The organism is Paenibacillus solanacearum, assembly GCF_910593845.1.
GTDB classification, from domain to species: domain Bacteria; phylum Bacillota; class Bacilli; order Paenibacillales; family NBRC-103111; genus Paenibacillus_G; species Paenibacillus_G solanacearum.
Window position 1 is genome coordinate 112,665 of sequence record NZ_CAJVAS010000004.1, and the last position, 20,129, is coordinate 132,793.

The 20,129-nt window shown below is 38.0% G+C and carries 16 protein-coding genes and 1 pseudogene; 3 read left to right on the plus strand and 14 right to left on the minus strand.

Features of this window, described 5'->3' with window-relative positions; all coding sequences use genetic code 11:
- Positions 1 to 145: 145 nt before the first annotated feature.
- The 3 genes and pseudogenes from KXG62_RS06485 to KXG62_RS06495 all read right to left on the minus strand — a co-directional run.
- Positions 146 to 319, minus strand: a pseudogene (locus KXG62_RS06485) (cysteine hydrolase family protein); the annotation flags it as partial.
- Positions 320 to 511: 192 nt separating this feature from the next.
- On the minus strand, positions 512 to 1,549 hold the full coding sequence (locus tag KXG62_RS06490; protein WP_218091123.1) for a hypothetical protein: 1,038 nt from the start codon (positions 1,547 to 1,549) through the stop codon (positions 512 to 514).
- Between the two features lie 56 nt (positions 1,550 to 1,605).
- Entirely contained in the window at positions 1,606 to 1,959 is a 354-nt protein-coding gene (locus KXG62_RS06495; protein ID WP_218091124.1) for a helix-turn-helix domain-containing protein, read from the minus strand.
- A 132-nt stretch (positions 1,960 to 2,091) separates the two neighbouring features.
- Here KXG62_RS06495 and KXG62_RS06500 point away from each other — a divergent pair, with 132 nt between their 5' ends.
- Both KXG62_RS06500 and KXG62_RS06505 read left to right on the plus strand, forming a co-directional pair.
- Positions 2,092 to 3,081 carry a DGQHR domain-containing protein gene (locus KXG62_RS06500; RefSeq protein ID WP_218091125.1) on the plus strand — a complete coding sequence of 330 codons (990 nt, stop codon included), beginning with the start codon at positions 2,092 to 2,094 and terminating at the stop codon, positions 3,079 to 3,081.
- Positions 3,082 to 3,116: 35 nt separating this feature from the next.
- Positions 3,117 to 3,464 (plus strand): hypothetical protein, encoded by a 348-nt coding sequence (locus KXG62_RS06505; protein WP_218091126.1) that lies wholly within the window; start codon positions 3,117 to 3,119, stop codon positions 3,462 to 3,464.
- A 160-nt stretch (positions 3,465 to 3,624) separates the two neighbouring features.
- On the opposite strand, the gene KXG62_RS06510 is transcribed toward KXG62_RS06505, so the two are convergent.
- From KXG62_RS06510 to KXG62_RS06525, 4 genes are all read right to left on the minus strand, one after another.
- Positions 3,625 to 4,530: a hypothetical protein gene (locus KXG62_RS06510; protein WP_218091127.1), complete on the minus strand. Its 906-nt coding sequence runs from the start codon at positions 4,528 to 4,530 to the stop codon at positions 3,625 to 3,627.
- A gap of 304 nt (positions 4,531 to 4,834) precedes the next feature.
- Positions 4,835 to 5,689 carry a hypothetical protein gene (locus tag KXG62_RS06515; protein ID WP_218091128.1) on the minus strand — a complete coding sequence of 285 codons (855 nt, stop codon included), beginning with the start codon at positions 5,687 to 5,689 and terminating at the stop codon, positions 4,835 to 4,837.
- Positions 5,690 to 6,237: 548 nt separating this feature from the next.
- Positions 6,238 to 7,527 (minus strand): cyclic GMP-AMP synthase DncV-like nucleotidyltransferase, encoded by a 1,290-nt coding sequence (locus KXG62_RS06520; RefSeq protein WP_246627320.1) that lies wholly within the window; start codon positions 7,525 to 7,527, stop codon positions 6,238 to 6,240.
- A 16-nt stretch (positions 7,528 to 7,543) separates the two neighbouring features.
- The gene (locus KXG62_RS06525) at positions 7,544 to 8,611 is read right to left on the minus strand and encodes an SAVED domain-containing protein (RefSeq protein WP_218091129.1); all 1,068 of its coding nucleotides are present in this window, start codon (positions 8,609 to 8,611) and stop codon (positions 7,544 to 7,546) included.
- A 191-nt stretch (positions 8,612 to 8,802) separates the two neighbouring features.
- Between KXG62_RS06525 and KXG62_RS06530 the strand changes: the two genes are divergently transcribed.
- A complete protein-coding gene (locus KXG62_RS06530) occupies positions 8,803 to 9,375 on the plus strand; it encodes a hypothetical protein (RefSeq protein WP_218091130.1) in 573 nt (190 codons plus the stop codon).
- A gap of 342 nt (positions 9,376 to 9,717) precedes the next feature.
- Here the strand turns inward: KXG62_RS06530 and KXG62_RS06535 are convergent, their stop codons facing one another.
- From KXG62_RS06535 to KXG62_RS06565, 7 genes are all read right to left on the minus strand, one after another.
- Entirely contained in the window at positions 9,718 to 10,443 is a 726-nt protein-coding gene (locus KXG62_RS06535) for a M48 family metallopeptidase (RefSeq protein ID WP_218091131.1), read from the minus strand.
- Positions 10,444 to 10,455: 12 nt separating this feature from the next.
- On the minus strand, positions 10,456 to 13,557 hold the full coding sequence (locus KXG62_RS06540) for a type I restriction endonuclease subunit R (protein ID WP_218091132.1): 3,102 nt from the start codon (positions 13,555 to 13,557) through the stop codon (positions 10,456 to 10,458).
- A 44-nt stretch (positions 13,558 to 13,601) separates the two neighbouring features.
- Complete coding sequence (locus KXG62_RS06545) at positions 13,602 to 14,861, minus strand: restriction endonuclease subunit S (RefSeq protein ID WP_218091133.1); 1,260 nt, start codon at positions 14,859 to 14,861, stop codon at positions 13,602 to 13,604.
- A 9-nt stretch (positions 14,862 to 14,870) separates the two neighbouring features.
- Positions 14,871 to 16,400 carry a type I restriction-modification system subunit M gene (locus KXG62_RS06550; RefSeq protein ID WP_218091134.1) on the minus strand — a complete coding sequence of 510 codons (1,530 nt, stop codon included), beginning with the start codon at positions 16,398 to 16,400 and terminating at the stop codon, positions 14,871 to 14,873.
- Positions 16,401 to 17,013: 613 nt separating this feature from the next.
- The gene (locus KXG62_RS06555) at positions 17,014 to 17,757 is read right to left on the minus strand and encodes a hypothetical protein (RefSeq protein WP_218091135.1); all 744 of its coding nucleotides are present in this window, start codon (positions 17,755 to 17,757) and stop codon (positions 17,014 to 17,016) included.
- Between the two features lie 124 nt (positions 17,758 to 17,881).
- The gene (locus tag KXG62_RS06560) at positions 17,882 to 18,487 is read right to left on the minus strand and encodes a hypothetical protein (protein ID WP_218091136.1); all 606 of its coding nucleotides are present in this window, start codon (positions 18,485 to 18,487) and stop codon (positions 17,882 to 17,884) included.
- Entirely contained in the window at positions 18,477 to 20,129 is a 1,653-nt protein-coding gene (locus tag KXG62_RS06565; RefSeq protein WP_218091137.1) for a tyrosine-type recombinase/integrase, read from the minus strand. The genes KXG62_RS06560 and KXG62_RS06565 overlap by 11 nt, the downstream gene beginning before the upstream one ends.

Sequence of the window (20,129 nt, forward strand, 5' to 3'; positions counted from 1 at the left end):
CGTTCCATCGTCCAAGGCATCTTCCTCCCGATTGCCGCATCCCCCCCTGCATCCCAGAAGCGAGAACACATGACAAAGAACCCTCGTTCCCGAACAAGCCGGGAGGCGGGGGCTCTGTCTAACGTTCCTAATCAATTCATCGTCCTTACGCTTCGCGGCGTTCTCCAACCACTTCCGCTCCGAGCACGCCGCGGAAATGCTCCAGCGCCCACGCATGACCCGCCGCGTTGAAGCTGGCGACCGCATCGGCATGCACGACGATCGAATAGCCTTTATTGTACGCGTCCACAGCCGTATGGAGCACGCATATATCGGTGCATTATCTTTACAAAATACATGTACATAATTCCATTATCGGTCAAAACACGTTGATAAATAAGGGTTTTTCGAAGTGTGCATAATTAAAAGTGTTCATAATTGATTGAAAATAAAGTTATTCAACACTAGACACTTAGAAAAAAACCGCCCCTCTTTAGAGGTTGCGATCTTAAATGAAATTCATTTTTATTTTTTAGTTACTGTATGTTTTAAGTCTTTCTTTGACCCATATTAAAACATCTTCTGTCATCCTTAGTCCCAACAACGCATCGTTTAATGTGGTAGTTTCGGGATAAAGCACACCATTTATTTTGGGAGCCTCGGTATTATGTGCCCCAAGATCAGATGTAAAGGAGTACAAATCGTAGAAAAGTGTAAATCTCGGATAGTTGAACTGTTTTGTTTGATCATCAAATACAATATTCTTATTAGCAGATCCCTGCACTATATTATTGGGGGTAACTACATTCTCGATGTTTCTATCTGTACTAAGATTTTGCAGACCCTTCACCCATTTGTTCCCGTCATTTTTAAACTCACTGAATATTCCGGTTATGACGTTACGACAACTCGATAGACATGGGACCGCTTGTCCATTGATGTAGTTTTCAACTGCCTCTTTATATGCTCTCCCTATTTCTGGATAATAATCGTTGAGCCAGTCAACCAACAAAGAAGGATTTCGAGTATTACTTTGTTCTGTAAAAGGTTTTAGTTGCAATTTACCTTTCGTAAAAATAATATCCTGATTTAATATATGGAGATTTTGGAGAAATTCACGAAAATCTGTAACAGCATTCTCCTTAATAAACTTCAGACCATCTTCATCCGACACGTCCTTAAAGTAATCATCTAGCGAATCAAAGTATCCCCTGGATCTTCTAGGCATCAGTTCGTTAATATCTCCATCAAACAGATCCATCAAATCCATTTCATCAACAATAGAACTTATCAGTATTACGAACTTATCTGTATTTTCCCCATTTGAATAAACAGCTTTTAAGATATTTTTGATAGCAGTGTAAAACTCATCAAATTTATGATTTTCATTTTGGTATGATCCATTATAGCTATAAGGATTCAAAAGACTACTATAAGCCTCATAAAGCCCACTTTGTCCGGCGTTTGAAAGTATTCTATTCCATGTTGCGTTATTATGGGTTCTGACGATTCGTTTTTTATTGATTATTGTGGCGATTCTTGAGAGAGCAATTTCATCGAAATTATCCATTAGTACGGTCCTTCTTTCATTGGTTGCAAAGAATTGTTTGGAAATGAGAACAATTCTCACTTTATTTTGTTGCGTTTATCGAACGCCTTTAAAACATCGGTAATAAGGTTGTGTATTATTTCAATCTCTGCCGGATTGCGATCATTTAATTGGAGAACGATTTTGTCGATCAATATTTCATCTTTCATGTTACTTTTCTTCCCGATTGTCAAAACATCTGACGGCTCTACCCCCAATGCATCAACTATTCGTTCTAATGTCTCCAAAGAGATGTTCTTTTCGCCACGCTCAATGCCGCCTATATAGGACTGTGGAAGATCCACTTTTTCTCCAAGTTTCTCCTGTGTTAAACCCCGATTTTTCCTTAAGAACCTGATACGGTCACCGACTATAGTCAACAGATTTTTCAAGAACTCACCCCTCTTTTAGAGTAGGCAAGTATACCCTAAACTTAAACTCACTTATAACATATATTTCCGTTTGAAATTAGATCATATAAGATCTATTATTGAGTTACAAGATATAGAAATGGAGGTTTTCATATGAATAAGTTGACAAGTCAAAAGGTTATCGAAAATATTCTGATGAGCAAAATGCGTGGAAAAGTATTATACCAAGGTTCATTTCTTACTTCCATAAGTAAAGAATTACTGTATGTAAAAGCATATGATATGGTCATGGGAAAAGGATATCAACGACCCGTTGATAAAAAACGTTGCATCGATTTTGCAAAATATTTATCAAAAGGCGATGATGCACTTTTTCCACCAATTCTGTTAAACGCCGCATCTGAATGGGAATTTGTCCCATACGATAAGGAAAGACCTAATTTTGGAAGGCTGTTATGCAGAGCGAAAGCATCGCTAATGGATGGGCAACATCGTGAAAGGGGAGCACAAATCTATTCTCAAGAGACAAATTCGGAGATTAACATTCCATTTTTAGCATTCCACTTTCTTGACGAGGATGAGGAGATCCGAGTTTTTGATACTATTAACACTAAAGGCAAGGCAATTGGACTATCGTTAAGCAAATATCTCCGCAGGGATTCGGATGAGCTTAGCTGGGTTGCCACAGAATTGATGATAAGAAAAGAAAGCCCCTTTCACCATATTGGTACAATCACCGGAAAGCGTTCAAAGGGTAGGCATGTGACACTGCAAAATATATATCGGCTGTTGCATATTTTAACGAATGATTCGAATATCTCTTCTTTTTCAAAAGAGGAGAAACTCAACATAGCTTTAACATATTTCCGCAGTATCCAGGAGCTTCTTACTGAAGAATGGAACGATTATAATGAGTATAGACTTTCACATATTGTTTGCCTAGAAGCTTTATCTTTAGCCGGAAAGGAGTTGCTACTCAAAAGCAAACACGAAACCCGCAAACAAATTGATTTTCAAAGTGTTCAAAAAAGCATCAATAAACTCAAATCGCTCGATTGGTCTGTAAACGGTCCACTACGATACCTAAAAGGGTTAAATGGTTCAAAATCACTTGCTAATGATCTGCGAAGCATTCTACTTTGATTGAATAATTTTTGCGAGAATGCAGTGGTGTTATAATGGATGCTGACATTTTCGAACATCGAGACATTATTGCAAAAAACATAATAGCTTTTATGCGACAAAGAGGTTATTCCAGACTCAGTTTATCAAAACTGGCGGGAATCCCCAGAGCTGAAATTGACAAACTGCTTAACCCTGATTACCCTAACTCACGTTTAGGCATGTTTGTCAAAAAGATAATAGATGCATTTGATCTACCATCTGACTACTTTCAAAATGCCAATACAAATTCTATATCTCCTACAAAGCGTAACAGGTACAACAATCGGCGAAATCCAAAAGCAATTGAGCTATTTGAAGGCTTAGAGAATGTACTAGATATCTATTCGATGTATCTGAAATAAATATTCCCAATATAAATCGAGATGAGATCCTATGTACGGATAAAGCCAGAGTTGCCGCGGCAACTTTGGCTTTGTCCTTTCTTATAAAGATCATTTACGTTGAAGCAAATCGATTATGACTGAATATTTTGCGGAAAGAAGTTCCTTAGCCTTTATTTATCTAATGTATTTTATTTCCACTAAAGTAATCATTAAAGAAATCTATAATCATTTTTTCTGCTATCTGGTTATCAATAAATTCATAACCTCCAAATCTAAACACATCATATCCTGCTAATCGATACATTCGATCTTCAGATACCATTTTGGCGTATTCTTGGGGATTAGGTGTTGGCTTTCCACCATTCCCTACAACACTGTAGTGATGAATTCCATCGATCTCAAAAATGGCTCGTTTGTTAGGAAGGAACATAAGAAAGTCCATCCTCTGAGTAATGCGTCTTTGGCCACCCAATTGTTTTATTGTTTTTGGGTCGTAGTTAAAATGTACTTGTGGTAACAATGCTGGTAACTTATCGCCGAGTAGGGGGCGAAAGTGCCTGTAATATGTAGCATAGAATAATTCTTCTGGGTCACTCTGGATTGAACTTAACATGCGATTGTATAAACTACTACCATTTCCGATGGGTTGCCACCAGTCCAGTAAATCTTGTAAATAAAGTCCTTCTGACTGCAAAATTTGTCTATCAAAAATCAGACTCCCATTGGCATTAATTATGTTTAACTTATGATTAATCAAGTCAAAAGTAATATCTGGTTTTTGATTGGAAGCAAAAATAATCTGCTCAACATTGCCGAATTGTCCTCGATGTAATTGTACCTCTTTTTCTAAGATTCGCTCATTTGTATCTCCATAATCCATCAAAACCTTATCCGCTATTTTTAGGAGTTCGGAGATATCTTTGTTTCTGAGCCGCTTCCTAACGTATACTCTTTTACTAATACTTGGGTTGTAATCAGTAGGCTCCAAGTTCAGTGAGTCACAAGCATCTCCAATCATATAGTCTTTTTGTTGTACGGCAAGAGCATCCGCGATGGCATCGATAAGGCTTTGCTTTGTAGGCATGATACCCCATACCCCCTCGTTTCCTTTGCATCTGTAACTGTGTTATTCCATTAATTCAGTCAATTATCTATGTTAGCGATGGTTGCGGAGGTTTGTTGATCGTTTCCATCGAAGGTGTGGAGTGTAGCTTAAATGAAACCTGGAATACATCCTCTAAAATAATTTACTAGGCGACAGAAATGTTCGCCCAATCATCAGCCCAATTGTCATTGATGAATTGGTACGCTTTATTTGGTTTTTCTTTTTCTGGTGCCTTGTACCCCAAGACATCATCGATATAATTTGTAAGGTGTGTAAATGGGCATTATTCCCTTTCCATATTCGCTCTCATTTCAGCCGCATACTCAGCCCTTATTTCTGCTTCTATCTCTGCTCGAATCGCTCTTGCTTCGGCTTCATACTCCGCTCTCGCCTCAGCTTCATATTCAGCCTGAATAGCCCTTGCTTCAGCCTCATATTCGGCACGAGCTTCAGCTTCGTACTCTGCTTGAATCGCTCTCATTTCGGCTTCAATTTCCCTTCTGTAAGCATCTTGGTCCTCCTGGCAAGATTTCAAATAATCTAATTGTCCATCCACACCATCAAAGTAATTGCTTAACTCTTGTATCCTGCTTTTTAAATTAACAAGGTCGTATCTCTCTTCTGTTTTAAAAACCGGAACCATGTCTTTTGTAATTGGGTACCTAAAGTTAAATGAAGATCTATCGGTATCATGAAATTGTTTAACATAAGATTTAACGGTATTGACCATATCCTTATTTTCTTTACCAGCATAAAGATTGAGTAACATCGGCTCTAGCTTCTGCCACATTTTCATGAGGTCATGACTAGCACTTTTTAATGTTGCTATTTTCTCAATTATAGGATCACTTGAGTAATCCAAGTATAATGATTTCAATGACAGCTCTAAAAACTGTCGATAATTAAATATGATCGGAAAAACATGAGTATCCAAAATCGCTATATCTTTTGATTGTACTGCATATTCTACGGCTTTATCACTTACCTCTTTATAGCCTCTGATATAACCGTAAAAACTCGATTTTAACCCCCATCCGAAATGAGCAAACTCGTAGTAATTACTAGTTTCCTGAAACAATCTCCCCCCCTTTTGAGGAAGCTTGATTTCTTCTTGTAATTCAAATTCCAGCTCGTCCACTTCTCATTCATCCCCTTCGTGTTGGTTCCATCCATTAAAATAAAAAAAGCAAACTAGGTTTCCCCAATCTGCTTTTCAACGATGCTATCTGATTTCTCTTAATTATATCCAACTAACTAGAATTGGTAAAGAGCTTCTCCTTCTTCTTCTTAAACCCCCAAGAAATACAACAACCGTCTTTTCCAACGGAACAAGGCTAGTCGTGCCGCCGACAATCTCGAACTCATCTCATTATTTTGTTTTTGTATAATCTTCAGTTCGGTCTGTGCCTCACTAAAATCCATCCATGAACCGACCATTTCGGGGAAAAACTCTAAAGACGAAGGAATGACTTTTCTGTAATTTATTTGAGGAGTCCCCCCGTAATTCTGAAATCCGGTCACTCTATATAAGTATCGTTCCTCGTCCCCATAACTAATGATCGTCACAACGTCACCGATTTCTGCATACCCGTTAATCACTTTACACCTCACTCACAATCCCCCTTTATGGTGGCTGATATGATGAACAGATCGGACAAACTTATTTCTTGTTTGTAAGATGATTGCTTATTTAATCTGAATTCTTACATCATCTTCGCATACGATAACGCCATGCCGATAAACACGACAAATCATTTTGTGAACACCTCTGTATGCTGTGTTTTCTGTTACGCTGACTCCCTCAGAGAAATGTCCAAGGTCGTCCTTTTCCAAGCTCTCATCACCATCATTTCTTACTTCCCACTCAACTTTAGAAAAGTCGAAGAAATTTGGCTTGGCAGTGAAGCGTATTCTCTTACCTTTTGGAAGAGGACCCAATACTTCATTGAGTGGAATATATTCGTCAGGATGCCACTCGACCATTGTTGTAATCTCTACAGAATAGTTACCATACATACTTTTTGCAAGTTTTGTCCTATTTTCAGAAGACTCCGTAACGAGTTCTCCCCAATAGGTATGATTGAAGAATTCTTTCCATGCTGAAAAGGCTTGATTTTCAGTGCAATCGTTTTTAAACAACACATCCAGCTTACTGATGTAGCTTTTTAATCGGGTATGCAAATTCTTAACTTTCTGATGGTCTTTGGCATTCAATAGCAAACTTGCTTCGGTATCTTTCGGATTGTACACTTCTTTATCGTCTTCAAGTCGATCTCGTATTTTTTTTATCGTGTAATAGAAGGTTTCATCGATTCTGTCTTTTGACTGAATGCATTCTTCAACAAGTACAGATTGAATGAGTCCACCAGGCATTGACCATCCGCTTCTTGATTTACAAAACATTTTAAGCAGTCGAACAACAATACGAACATTCCCACTATTATCTTTATTGCTTTTATTGAACCAGTTCGTAATTACTTCTGGATCCCGTTTTCGCCAGTCGCTTCCACAATGTTCGTAGACATCATTTCCATCTTCATCTTGTGATTTGCGGTAAACCGCAAAGTCAATGTGATATCCATCCGCATATTCAACACGAACACAATTGGTCTTTGCTTCTGGCTCGGTTTTAAACCTTTTGCATTTTCGCTTTAATGCATCTACGATAATATTTTTTGTTGCTATGGTTCCGTCGGGAAGATTATCTTTGTTGAAAATTATGGCTACATCAATATCGTATTCATTTTCCTCATTTTGTACGATTGTGCTCATAGCCATACTTCCCTGAACTTTATGGTCAATTAGCTTATGAGTGGTTTTGTTATCCGTATTATATTCGGCTAGTCCAGACTCCAATCGTTCGATATTGAGGTCTTTCTTCTCTCGTAAATTCGATTGTTCCGTGGCAGAAAGCACAACATGGTCATTGTAGAACGTATTAAACTTTGAGCTTGCATTGTACATACTTGTAGACATCCTTTTGCCTCCTTTTCTATGATTGCACAAAGTTGCCTTTTTGGTCGCCGTTAATAATAATGCCCCATGGATATTTCGGTACCGATTGGGCGTAGTATTGATAACTTATGACCATAGGCATTCTTGTATCTTCAATCAACTGACCGAGTTCAAATGCAAAACAACTTTGAGATGAAATAATGAGATGGATTTTTTTCAGATTTGACAGTTTGCCATGAGCATCTTTCAAAACGTCATGTGCCGTCTTCACATACGATCGCAATTGTTCATTATGTTTTATTAGATTATCGTCTGGATTAGATACAGATAAATGGACGTGAGGACATGTAAACTGGGCTAATTGCTCATCGCTAATTGAAGCAGTAATGCTGATTGCGATAGCAATTTCCTCACATTGCGTTGATTGTAGACGAGTAATCGAATCATTTTGGGCTAGAGTTAAATTTAGGAATCGGCTTTGGGAAGTAAGTCGGTAGTAGACTTGCTGAAACTTATCGTACTCGAAATACTCATTCATGATCGAACGCTCGAAGTATTTTCCGGCAAGCAAGACAAACGGAATCGATGCAATCCCCGTATAGCCTCGTTTCTTATCTTTGCTTTCTTGTTTAAATACTTCAACTTTGTGCTTGATTTCTTCAACGATTTCGCTGGCTACCTCAGCGGTCATCGTTTTTTTATACAAACGGACAAAATCAACTTCCTTCTCTTTGAACTGAAAAGGACTCAAGCCCACTTCTTTATGATGATTGTCAATTCTACGATCATGAAACATCCCATTGAGATTTAGAATGTACATCTTGTTTTTACTATGAAACATGAGAAATAAACCAATCCCAATCAAGATAAATCCAGAAATCAATTGAGCATAATTCGTATCTACATCTTTGTGGCTAAGAAAAGCAAATATCTTATCATCCAATGTTCCGAATGACGTAGCAATAATCTCAGCTCCGAACATGATGATGGAATCAGCAATACCTTCCTCACGCTGATGATTTTTAAAGTGACTCACCATGTAAATGATGCCGACAATAAGCACAACTGCCATTATCCCTAACGTAATCATATTGCCTACCGTCAAATAGTCCCCCTCCTTTAACTTCCTGATTATACCATTAGTCCTATTAAATTTTAAGCTTTTTACTAGGCTTTGTTATGCGAATTTACACTCCTCATAACGAGGTTACCTTACACTGTGAAAAATGGCTAAACCTATGTTAATGGAAGTGAAAAATTGGTATTATGTTCCTATCAAGCGATTTGGAGGATAACATGTTTTCTAAAGAGGAACTGAAAGACATATTGGCAACAATCGTAAGCAAGGGAAAATCTGAAATAAGTGATCCAATCGATTACCAAAATTATCTTATTAATACAAGTTGGATAAGGCTTGAAGGTGAGATCAAGAAAATAGAGAGTATACACAATGGTCATGTTGGAGTTTACATCATAAAGGGGATACCTGGAGACGATTTTTATATCGAAGGACTTGCCCATCAAAAGGATAAGATAAACGAAAAAATCCTTTACATAGGAAAATCGAAGAATGTCGGTGCCAGATTGAAACAGCAGTTTTATCAACCAAACAAGTCTCGTGTAATTAAAAATGCTAAGAAGCTCAATTATGCTGAAATCTCAGAGCTTAATCCTCACAATCATCTTGACTTCAAACAAAAACCGGAACCGCAGAAGCTTTATATTACAGAAATTCACATTTTCATATTCGATGATGATAATAAAGGTTTGGCTGGACGCGATATATGCGAAATATTGTTTATTCAGAAGCCAGATGAATATCCAATGCTTAATAGGGAATTTGCATACAGGGAAACTGGTCTGGAATGACCGAAGACGGCTTGAAGGCTGAGGTAGTAAGGAGTAATGCCCGAGGCGTTGTATTTGATGCCAATGTTGCTTAATCAGCCGCGAAGACATCGCAGCCTGAAAATGTATAATAGTGCCGTAATAGAAGATGTTTCCAGAAATGCTTTTCCGACCTTGCAAACGAGTTTGCGGAAAAGGAATTTAACAATTGTGTCTTTAAATGTTACTCTACCAGAAAATCTGAACTCCCTAAAGTGTCATTGGAAATAATTGAATCATGCATTCGGTAAGAAAAGAGCAGGTTGCCGCGGCACCTGCCCTTTTTTTGTTTCAATCACTTTTTTCTAAACTGTTTCCTCTAGCTTACAATTCTCTGACGATCTCCTCATCTAATATTTTTTTCCGTTTAACCCAGTCCGGCATAAGCGAATATAGCATATTATAAAAATTGTCACTATGATCGTTGTATTTGAAGTGGATAAGTTCATGCAGGATTACATATTCAATACAATGTTTTGGTGCTTTAATTAGCTCTGTATTTAAATGAATCGTTTGTGAATCGAGCAAAGCTGATCCCCAACGTGCTTTCATGACACGCATGTCAATGGAAGGCTTGCAAATGCCGTACTTTTGCACGATAGGATACAGCTTGTTTAATAATTCTTCAAAAACTTTCTTAGCCTTATTGCAGTACCATTCCTCCATCAATTTCGTCTTCTTGATATGGTTGGCAGTATCCATTACATATAGGTAAACGAAACCCCTATAATATTTTACTCCCTCTTCTGCATCTGTCTGTTTTACTCGTAGCCGATACTGTTTGCCTAAGTATTTAAACGACTCTCCGCTGACATATTCACGCTCGCTTTGTTTATACGGCTGGACGCCCTCAAAAGTTTTTACATTCCTTAAAATCCAGGCACCTTTTCCTTTCACAAAGTCATATATGAAATCCAAGGGGACTTTCTCTGAAGCGGATACCATGACCGTCATATCCGGCTTGATGTTGAGATTGACGTTTTTTACATGCTTCCGCTCTACAATGAACTCAATTGTCTTATCACCATATCGAATCTGATGCTTTTCCATGATGTCACAACCTTAATAACGACGTAAAGCAACCGTCTTGATCTGTTCGATAATCTTATCAATAATATCGAGACTCAAGTTGAGATTTTGGTTTTTTGAAAAATCAAAAAAAAGGTCATCCAACTCTTGTGCAATGCGATTATGTACCTGATTATTATCATGCCAATCAACCTTAGTGTGAATTCGTATAATTTCATCCATCCTCAAAGACAATTCGGCAATTATATCAGTATTTAAGCTGTTTTGTAGGACTTCACTTAATATATCCTTTGTCACACCGTAGAAAGCCTGGGCATTAGAATTCTTTTTAATCGAATCTGGATAATCCGCTGATGATTCACCATTCTGATAATCCTTCTTGATGTCATTCATTCTTTGCAGGTATTCAGCTTCCGATATCCGCTGTTCTTTATAAGCCTCAATCGCCTCTTTAATGCGTTCTGAAAACTTTTTATAATACGCGGGATTTTCGTCCCATTTGGTATTAATACTTTTCGTCAAGCGAGTCCGAATAGCGTCAGCCTTAGCTCGTTTAGAGTCTAATCGTTCTAATTCTTCTTCAAACGCTTTTGCATTCAGGATATCCACTGGATTCGTTATGCGAATAATTTCCTCAGCGGAAATGTAATTATCCATTAACTTCTGCATCTTTGCTTCGTATTCTTTATGGTCAATTGAATCTGAATACCTTAGCTTTACACTTTTGCGAAGTTCCTGAAAGAATTTCAAATCCCCTTTATACTTTTTCAGTTCTTCAAGCGGAAGTGCATTATAGATCTTTTCGGATTCTAACGCTATCCCAAGATTTTGAGCAAACTTGCTTAGAACGCCATAAAATTCTTCACGACGCTCTTCGTCCTCTAGCCAAACCTCATACTCTTCAGTATCCTGCTTATTCTTGATAGGTGCAAAGATTTGGAGAAGATCCGAATGATACTGCCTTAATGAACCGATAACGCTGATTACATCATAGATGGCACCTTTTAGATCGTTTGGATCAAAGTTTTCCAAACCAGCTCCAGAGTACATTTCCATTGCTTGGTCAAGCCTTACCAAAAGCCCCCTATAATCAATGATAAAACCATAATCTTTACCTTCATACAAGCGGTTTACCCTGGCAATCGCTTGAAGTAAAGTATGTTCCTTCATCGGCTTATCAATATATAAAACAGTTGCTCTTGGTGCATCAAAGCCTGTGAGTAGTTTGTCTACCACGATTAACAGATCAATTTCATCGCCATGAATAAATTCTTCCTTGATCGCATCTTCATAGGCTTCATCGTCACCATAACGATCCATCATACGCTTCCAAAAACTTTGCACCTTATCCTTGGAAACCTCATCAACAGCTTCATACCCCTCCCTTTGATCCGGCGGAGAAATTACGACAGCACAGTTAAGGTCATCAAGTTCTTCAAATGACTCTAAGTAACGAATAGCCTCGATTTTACTATTTGTCGCAAACATAGCCTTAAACTGGCTTCCTTGCGTCTTATAGTTGTCTACAAAGTGCTGATTAATATCAAAGGCAATCATGCTAATCCGTTGATTCGAGGAAGCAATTCGTTCAAATTGACTCCACTTCTTCATCACTTCATCTTTTTGTTTATCATTTAGATTTCGAGTTATCATGTCCAAACGTGCATCAATGGCTTTTTGATTAACGGTCTGATCAACCATTTTCCCTTCGTACAGAAGGGGAACAATAGCCTTATCTCTCACCCCATCAGCAATAGTGTAAGTATGGATGAGTTTCCCAAACTTGACCATCGTACTTTTCTCTTTTTTCATCAGCGGTGTTCCTGTAAAGCCAAGGTAACATGCGTTGGGAAACACTTTCTTCATCTTGATATGTAATTCCCCGTACTGAGTTCTATGAGATTCATCGACCAAAATAAAGATGTCCCTTGATTCCACGGGCTTTTGCTTTGTAGATGCGGTATCAAATTTATGTACAAGTGTCGTTACAATATCCGCATTGTTGTCATTAATCAAATCAACTAGGTGAGTACCGGAAGCAGCACGACTCGCTTTTAGTCTAGTATGGTTAAAGGTTTTATGAATTTGCTTATCCAACTCAACCCGATCCGTCACAACAACAACTTTTGGATTGTACTTAACCAACTCAGAAAGAATGTATTTGGCAAGCATCACCATCGTCAAACTCTTACCGGAACCTTGGGTATGCCAAATGACACCTGATTGCCGATTGCCGCTCTCGTCACGTTCCTGAATTGTATTGATGATTTCTTTTATGGCAAAGTATTGCTGGTAACGGGTGACTTTCTTTACGTCTTTATCAAACAAAGTGAAATACCGACTCAGTTCCAATAGACGTTCAGGATGAAACAGAGAGATGATGTTTTGATCCTGCATCGTTGGCAATCGATCTGTTACCGTCTTTTCCAACAAACCTTCCAACCACTCTTCTCGCTCTTCTTTCCAAATCGACCAAAATTTCTTAGGCGTATTGCATGTTGCATACTTTGTTTCGTTTTTATTTGTAGCCATTACCATTTGAACGAACTTAAACAATTGAGGAGCATAATCTTTCCCTTGATTTCGAATCATCTGGCTGATCCCCTGCTCCATCGAGATCGATGACTTCTTGCACTCGATGACAACAATAGGAATCCCATTTACAAACAGGACAATATCGGGACGTACTATCCCTCGCCCATCCATTCGTTCAACTGAAAACTCCTCTACCACCTGGAAAACGTTATTCCCAAAGTTATCCCAATCGATATACTGAATCGTAAATGATTTCTTGGATCCATCCGGTAGAAACTCTGTGTAGCTTCGACCTAACATTAACGTCTCAAAAATCTTCTCGTTTGTTTTGACGAGTCCATCCGTTAAAGGCTCATCCAAATCCCGAATCGCTTGCTGAATATTATTCTGACTGAACTTATATGTAATCCCCTTGTACTCATACGAGTTGAATTCCATTAGTCTTTCTTTCAATAACGTTTTCAACAAAACATCATAAAGACTGCCCCGCATAGCTTCAGCTTGCTCTGGTGTAATCACGTTAAAACCCAAGCCTTGCAAAACCTCTAACGCAGGCTTTTGGCTGATATATCGTTCATCATAGCTTTTCTCAGTTGTCACTTTTACACCTCCAAGCTTCAGGATTTATGGAAAAAGGGCAAAGGTTAAACCTTTACCCTCACTTTTCCGGTTAGAAATAACTGCATGAGACCCCGTTTTTGATGTTTTACAGTTTCTAGTTCACTTTCAAGTAACGTTATTTCTTTAGAAACAAGATTAAGCACTTTTGCAATTGCCTCTTGTTCTTCAACATTTGGAATTAAATATTTAAACGTGCCTAATTTTTTTAGTGACAATACTTTTTGTGCCGTTCCTTCAACAAATGAACTTGCTTGTCTCTCAATCGTAAAATTTAATAACTCTAAGATAAAATCGCCACATACTTTGTCATTAAACTTAAATACAGGATAAAAGTAACTAACAATACCATAATCAACAATAGTATTCTTGTTAAAAACAAATTTCCCATCATCACTTCGACTACGATATGTGATATAACCTTGTGGTATAATATTATATCCCACATTATCATTAGTTGTTACTTGATTATTTGAGTAATATTCAGATTGTAACATTAATCCTCTTCTTGAAGAAGTTAATATTGGGAACTGATTCGGCACAGTAGATTTACCCTTATATTCTTGGATAAATTTATCTAAAGAAGCTTCTTTCCATTTCCCTTCAAATCCTGGCAATCTGACTTTCCCCATCAACAACTTTTGCAATAAACCCTTTTTCTGTTCTCTTTTCAGCTCGATTAGCTTTTCTTTTAGCTCAATTGCTTTGTCCCAAGTATTAAACACTTCAGCAATAAGCTGTTGTTCTTTCATACTGGGTAGTTGAATCAGCATTTCCTTCATTATTTGAGTTGTTAAATTATTGAATACTCCACCCTTTGTAGCAGAAGACTGCATCTTCTCATGTAAATGTTCGAAAAAGTAATATAAATATTCGGGCAACAAGCCTCTGTAATCATCAAAGCCAAAGAATCCGTCATGTATGCAAGCAGGTATACCGAGTATTCCTGGTATAGCAACTCTTGTTCCAGAACAACTCAATACCAAAGACCCTTTAGGTAAATAACGGCTTTTTTTTGCCCCTTCTTCAGTTAGACTATCAACAGATGGAAACACATATTTTCCATCCCTTGTCACATCTTCGATTAATAGCCTTGGAATATTTCCTCCGTAATATCTGGGATCTTCTTTTGGTCTCGGACTCGCACCTCTAAAAACTCTAACCACTTCTGAAAGCGGAACTATCTTCCAATCATCCGGAAAAATACCGATATCTGTTTTTTCATAACCTCGGGGTACAATACCATTCTTTAGTTCTTCCAGTCTTTCCATTACCGAGTAATTCATTAAATTCACCTACAATCCAAGCTCATCAAGGCATTTTTCCATCTGTGCCTCGACTTTTTGAAGCTCCCGCTTAATACTCGAAATATTCTCCTTCACCCGAACCATATCGACTTGTTCTTCTTCCTCAAACGTATCCACATAACGTGGAATGTTCAGGTTATAATCATTTTCATTTATCTCATCAATTGTCGCAACATACGAGTATTTCTCTATGGTCTCGTACTTGTCGTAAGTCTCTATGATCTTCTGGATGTCTTCTTCTCGAAGCTTATTCTGGTTCTTACCCTTTTCGTAATTATCCTCTCCGGAAGCATCAATGAAAAGAACATCTTTACGTTTACGATCCTTCTTGAAGACCATGATACATGCTGGAATACTGGTTCCAAAGAATAGCCCCTCTGGAAGCCCGATGACTGCATCAAGTAAGTTCATTTCAATAATCTGCTGACGGATTTTCTCTTCACTTGATCCTCTAAATAAAACACCATGAGGCAATATCGTTGCCATGCGACCATTCTCAGCTAATGAGTACAGCATATGCTGGACGAATGCATAGTCACCCTTAGACGAAGGTGGTACTCCCCATTCAAACCTACGGTGTTGATCAAGACTTGCTTCCATCTTAAACTTCTCATCATTGCTGCCTTCACCTGCGAAGCCCATTGCCCATTTATCGAGCGAGAATGGCGGATTGGCTACGATAGCTTGAAATTTCATGAGCTTTCCATCTTCAAGGTGAAGTGGATTGGATAATGTATCGCCCCACTCGATTTTCGCGTCGTCAATTCCATGCAAGTACATGTTCATGAGAGCTAGTGAGTGAGTTTGCCCGTTTCTTTCTTGTCCGTAAATAGCTACCTTTTTATTCGGCACCTGATTCGCTACCTTAATCAGCAAGGAGCCGGAGCCGCAAGTTGGGTCATAGATGCGGTCATTTTCTTTCGGTTTAACCAGTCGTGCAAGAAGTTCAGATACCATTGAGGGCGTAAAGAACTCTCCGCCCTTTTTGCCTGCATCCGAGGCGAACCGCTCGATCATAAATTGATAAGCATCACCGATGACATCTTCACTACCAACAATCGATGGTTTCAAGGTGAGTTTATTGAAATCCTCCAATAAGGAACGGAGCATTGCATTTCGTTCTTTTGCCTTACCTAGCGTTGCCTCACTGTTAAAGTCGATATTCCGAAATACGCCGCGTAGCTTCCCAGTGTTTTCATTTTCAAGTCGTTCCAATGCTTTATTAATGATTTCGCCGATCTCTGGGTCATTACGTTTACCATATAGATAGTCAAAAGTAGATAGCTCATCTAACACAAATCGTTCTCGGGATAAAGCACGCTGGATCCGTTGCTGATCTCCGTCATAACGCTTCGTATATTCTTCTAAATGTTCTTTGTACGAATCGCTTAAATATTTGATGAACAACATCGTCAAGATGTAGTCCTTGTATGTACTCGAATCAATCTTTCCTCTGAATGTATCTGCCGCCTGCCATAATACAGCATTAATTTGTTGTGATGTTACCTTTTCATCCATGAGAATTTCCCCCAAAGTTCCTACTGAAGTATGATTAAAGTAAAAGTAATGGTGTCACAGTTATTCTATCAGAAAATATCTCCGCTGTAAGAGTTTTAATAGAACAATTTCCGACAATGAGTTACAGAAAATCGAGAAAAAGGGATGCCTAAAGACTCTGCCTTTGATGCATTCGGAATTAATAAATGAATATCACCTTCTTCGCTCTTCTCGACATGACTCGCATCGAAGCAGGCGACTGCAATCGTACAACATCCAAAAGAGAAAAATCGTTTTCTTATCTACCTAACTTAATTATACAGTTGCTCCAAAGATAAAACCCATCTTTTAATTCGGTCACTTCGTCGTTTGCTTTAACGAGTTTACCTGTATATTCTAAAACCCCGCCAATGCTCAATTCGATATCAATCCATTGATATAAGAAAAGCACAGATAACCCATGAATAGGATTAACTATGCTTAGAATCATACAAAAATTTTTTCCCATGAAAATCGAAGAAAAATATCACCAAAGTTCACCCTGCCTGTCCTTCGGGAAGAGCGTCATGTAAAAAATGCGGTCATGGTATCGAAGACGAGTAAACATAACTTTGATACTCGCCCTCAAACCGAACTATATCTCTTCATTTTCCTCAATAAATAACTCTAAATCTTCTGGAAGTTCTTCTGCTACTTCGTTATAATAGTTTTTTAACCATTGGTACTTCATTAGTACATCAGCCTTCTGCTGATTTTTCTCTATCTCACTTATTATTACACTTTTTATAGTGAGTAGTGCTCTATAATAATCAATTTCATAATCAACTTCTTGTCGTTGCCTCAAGAAATCTACATACCAATTTCCATCCCAATCTTTTAAACGCAATCCATCTATATATTCCAAATCTTCTTCAGGCGTATTTTCAGGGTTTTGCAACGCCGCTTCAAAAACTTTCGGGCTTACAATCACCCTTGGATAAATAGCCGCCTTACTTTCCAATTCATAAGCTTCTACCATTGCTGGACCATATACAATGTTATCATTGTGGCAAAGTTGACCAACAGCAATGCCTCCACGCATTAATATACCCATTCTCATCATTTCCAATTGAATATGAACCACATCTAGTAAACACCCAAATACAGCTCCAGGAAGTTGGACAGGATATGATATTACAATCGAATCGGAGAAAACCGTAATCTGCCTTCTCGTTTCATCATCACTCTCATCTTTTAATTCGGAAATAATGTTTAATGTATCTCTCAATTTAACAAAATATTCAGCATCATTCACCGACTTTTTGATATGTTCTCTAAAGCCGAGTATATCGATAAATACAACTACTCTTTCCTCATATTGCTCTAACTCAACAGTCATATTATTCGTTCACTCCAATCTGAAATTGTTGTTATTTTCTAGTAATAAGATAGCATAAAGCCAAAAATTAGTAACTATATATATGAGTTGGTGACATCAAGCAAAATGATATCCAAAGTGAAAATTACTCCTTGTCAAATAACCCTTCAAAGTATTTACCAAACTCTCCTGATGTAGCTTTTTCGATCGTTTCCGGCTTAGAGGGTGTTATTTCCAAAACATTTTGTAAGTTGTTGTTAAGCCGCTCCGAGGTCTTTTTTGACTTTATCGATACTTTATATAATTCGTTCTTATAGTAGTCTACATCTGCCTTTGCTAGTTTCAATTCGCCTTCAAGCTTCTTTATCTTTTCAGACATTTTTTCTTTTTCATTTGCGAACTTCTCATAATCCCTAGATTTTTGATAAAGGTCTCTAATGATTTTTTCAAAAAGCATTAGGTCCTTAATCATCTGGTTTCGATTGTTCCAATTTTTATCGATTATTTCCGGTATGTTTGGCAGAATTAAATCTTCTCTAACCTCACCAAAAAATTTTGGTGTCGGCTCTTTAATGTTTTGGATAACTTTGCTCATTCTACGCATCCAAACATGCCTTGGAATTCCTGTCTCCTTCGCTAAACTGCTATAATTCAATTTAGCTACAGTGTTTGAAATCAAGAATTCATTTAACTTTTGTTGTAAAATTTCGTCAGAATACTTGTCGGGAGCACCAACTTTTTTAGTTTTCATAGCTTGCCACCTCAATGATTGCGTCACACATTGATTTCTTTTTCATTAGACTCTTTAGGTTATTGGATGCCGTAACTAAACCCTCGTCTTTTTGTTCAAAATCATCGTCGATTTCGGCGTACCAAGTCAATCTGTTTAAATCAAATTTCGAGTTCTTGGCTAATTGATTCATAACACTAATTTGTTCGTTAATCTGAGTTTGAATGATATTAGAGTAATCTGTCAGCCATTCAATTGCCTTTGGATTCCGCTGTTCCTCTATGTCTAAATGGAAATGCGGACAACCACGACAATCACCACCGTTCACACATCCTTGGTTTATCAAATCAATCACACAAGCACCAAAAGGCTCTAATTTAAAATAGTGTTGGTAAGAATCCTTCGTGAAGGTTCTGCCTCTCCTGATAACTGCACTTTCATTGGTTTCAATAATTGACCCTTTACTATTGAAATTCCTTAAAAAACGAAGTCTCGTCAAAGTATAGACATAGCTCTCTGAGTATTCATTTAAGTGTTTAAAATAGTGGTTCTGTGTGGTGATTCTTGCGTGACCACCCATTCGAGCTATTGTCAAGGGATTAAATCCCTGGAGTCTCATATTGATAAACGCGTAGTGTCTTGTATCGCCAGGTTTTATCCGTTGCAGGTCGTCGCTTACATTGGCGTTGGCAGATACGATTTCATCATAAAATTTATGAATATATACTGTTAGCTGTGTTTCACCTGTCCAGTGGTCAATCGTCCTGTGTTTAATTTTCCCGAAATAGTTAATGAATTGCTTGGAAAACAGAAATCCACTTGCGTCCCCTATCTTACGTTTGATGTTTTGTGCTTCTGAAACAAGCCCATAAATGTAATCGTTGATTGGAAGTGTATCCTCTTTTTCCAATGCACCATATGTTTTTACATCAAGTTTCTTCCTTGGAATCGTGATAAATGGTCTCCCTTTTATAACGCTGAGACAGTCTGTTTTTATTCCAGCAAACTCTGACGGTCTCATAGGGATTATGTTCGTAAGTCTCCACCACAAGATTACGGGGAAGAAAGACATCTTCCTTTCCGCCTCGCTATTCATTTCGAAATCATTTAACACTTCGCTAAAAAATAACAAGTCCGAAAAATCGACCAGCGTCCTTGTGTTCGCGTCAGGAGGATCGAATTTTCTTAATACTTCGATATATTCCTCATAGTGCTCGTAGTTCAGAAAGCACAGGAACTGTGCTGTGCTTCTTGCATAATTGTACCGCTTAACATCACTTGTGAATCCATCAAGGTATTCTTCAAGCAGTTCAGGCTCTTTTTGAAAACCATTCGAGCAAACTAAGCAATTGATAATGCCTCCTAAAGCCTTTTGAACACTTTTTGGGGTTTGTTGTCCTAGCAAAAGGATAGCGTATGTCCTTACAGCTCTAAGTAGCTCCTTATCCTTAATCTGAATGAAATTCAAGTTGTATCCGTCTTTTGTGTCCCATAACAAGTCTTCAAACTTACTACTTACAACAATCCCGTCCTGTTTCAATGAAGCAAATTTCTCACGAACATCCGTTTTGGACATTTCCTCATATATCGCAGTTGATTCTGACCGGAATATCTTCCCGCCACTTTCGGTTGAAAGCACCTTTTGAAATAATGGTTGCTTCAT

Coding starts and splice junctions, on each gene's coding strand:
- KXG62_RS06490 (WP_218091123.1), bottom strand. CDS start 1,549: ATGGATAATTTCGATGAAATTGCTCTCTCAAGAATCGCCACAATAATC.
- KXG62_RS06500 (WP_218091125.1), top strand. CDS start 2,092: ATGAATAAGTTGACAAGTCAAAAGGTTATCGAAAATATTCTGATGAGC.
- KXG62_RS06505 (WP_218091126.1), top strand. CDS start 3,117: ATGGATGCTGACATTTTCGAACATCGAGACATTATTGCAAAAAACATA.
- KXG62_RS06510 (WP_218091127.1), bottom strand. CDS start 4,530: ATGCCTACAAAGCAAAGCCTTATCGATGCCATCGCGGATGCTCTTGCC.
- KXG62_RS06520 (WP_246627320.1), bottom strand. CDS start 7,527: ATGTCTACAAGTATGTACAATGCAAGCTCAAAGTTTAATACGTTCTAC.
- KXG62_RS06530 (WP_218091130.1), top strand. CDS start 8,803: ATGTTTTCTAAAGAGGAACTGAAAGACATATTGGCAACAATCGTAAGC.
- KXG62_RS06535 (WP_218091131.1), bottom strand. CDS start 10,443: ATGGAAAAGCATCAGATTCGATATGGTGATAAGACAATTGAGTTCATT.
- KXG62_RS06545 (WP_218091133.1), bottom strand. CDS start 14,861: ATGAATTACTCGGTAATGGAAAGACTGGAAGAACTAAAGAATGGTATT.
- KXG62_RS06550 (WP_218091134.1), bottom strand. CDS start 16,400: ATGGATGAAAAGGTAACATCACAACAAATTAATGCTGTATTATGGCAG.
- KXG62_RS06555 (WP_218091135.1), bottom strand. CDS start 17,757: ATGACTGTTGAGTTAGAGCAATATGAGGAAAGAGTAGTTGTATTTATC.
- KXG62_RS06560 (WP_218091136.1), bottom strand. CDS start 18,487: ATGAAAACTAAAAAAGTTGGTGCTCCCGACAAGTATTCTGACGAAATT.
- KXG62_RS06565 (WP_218091137.1), bottom strand. CDS start 20,129: ATGAAGCAACCATTATTTCAAAAGGTGCTTTCAACCGAAAGTGGCGGG.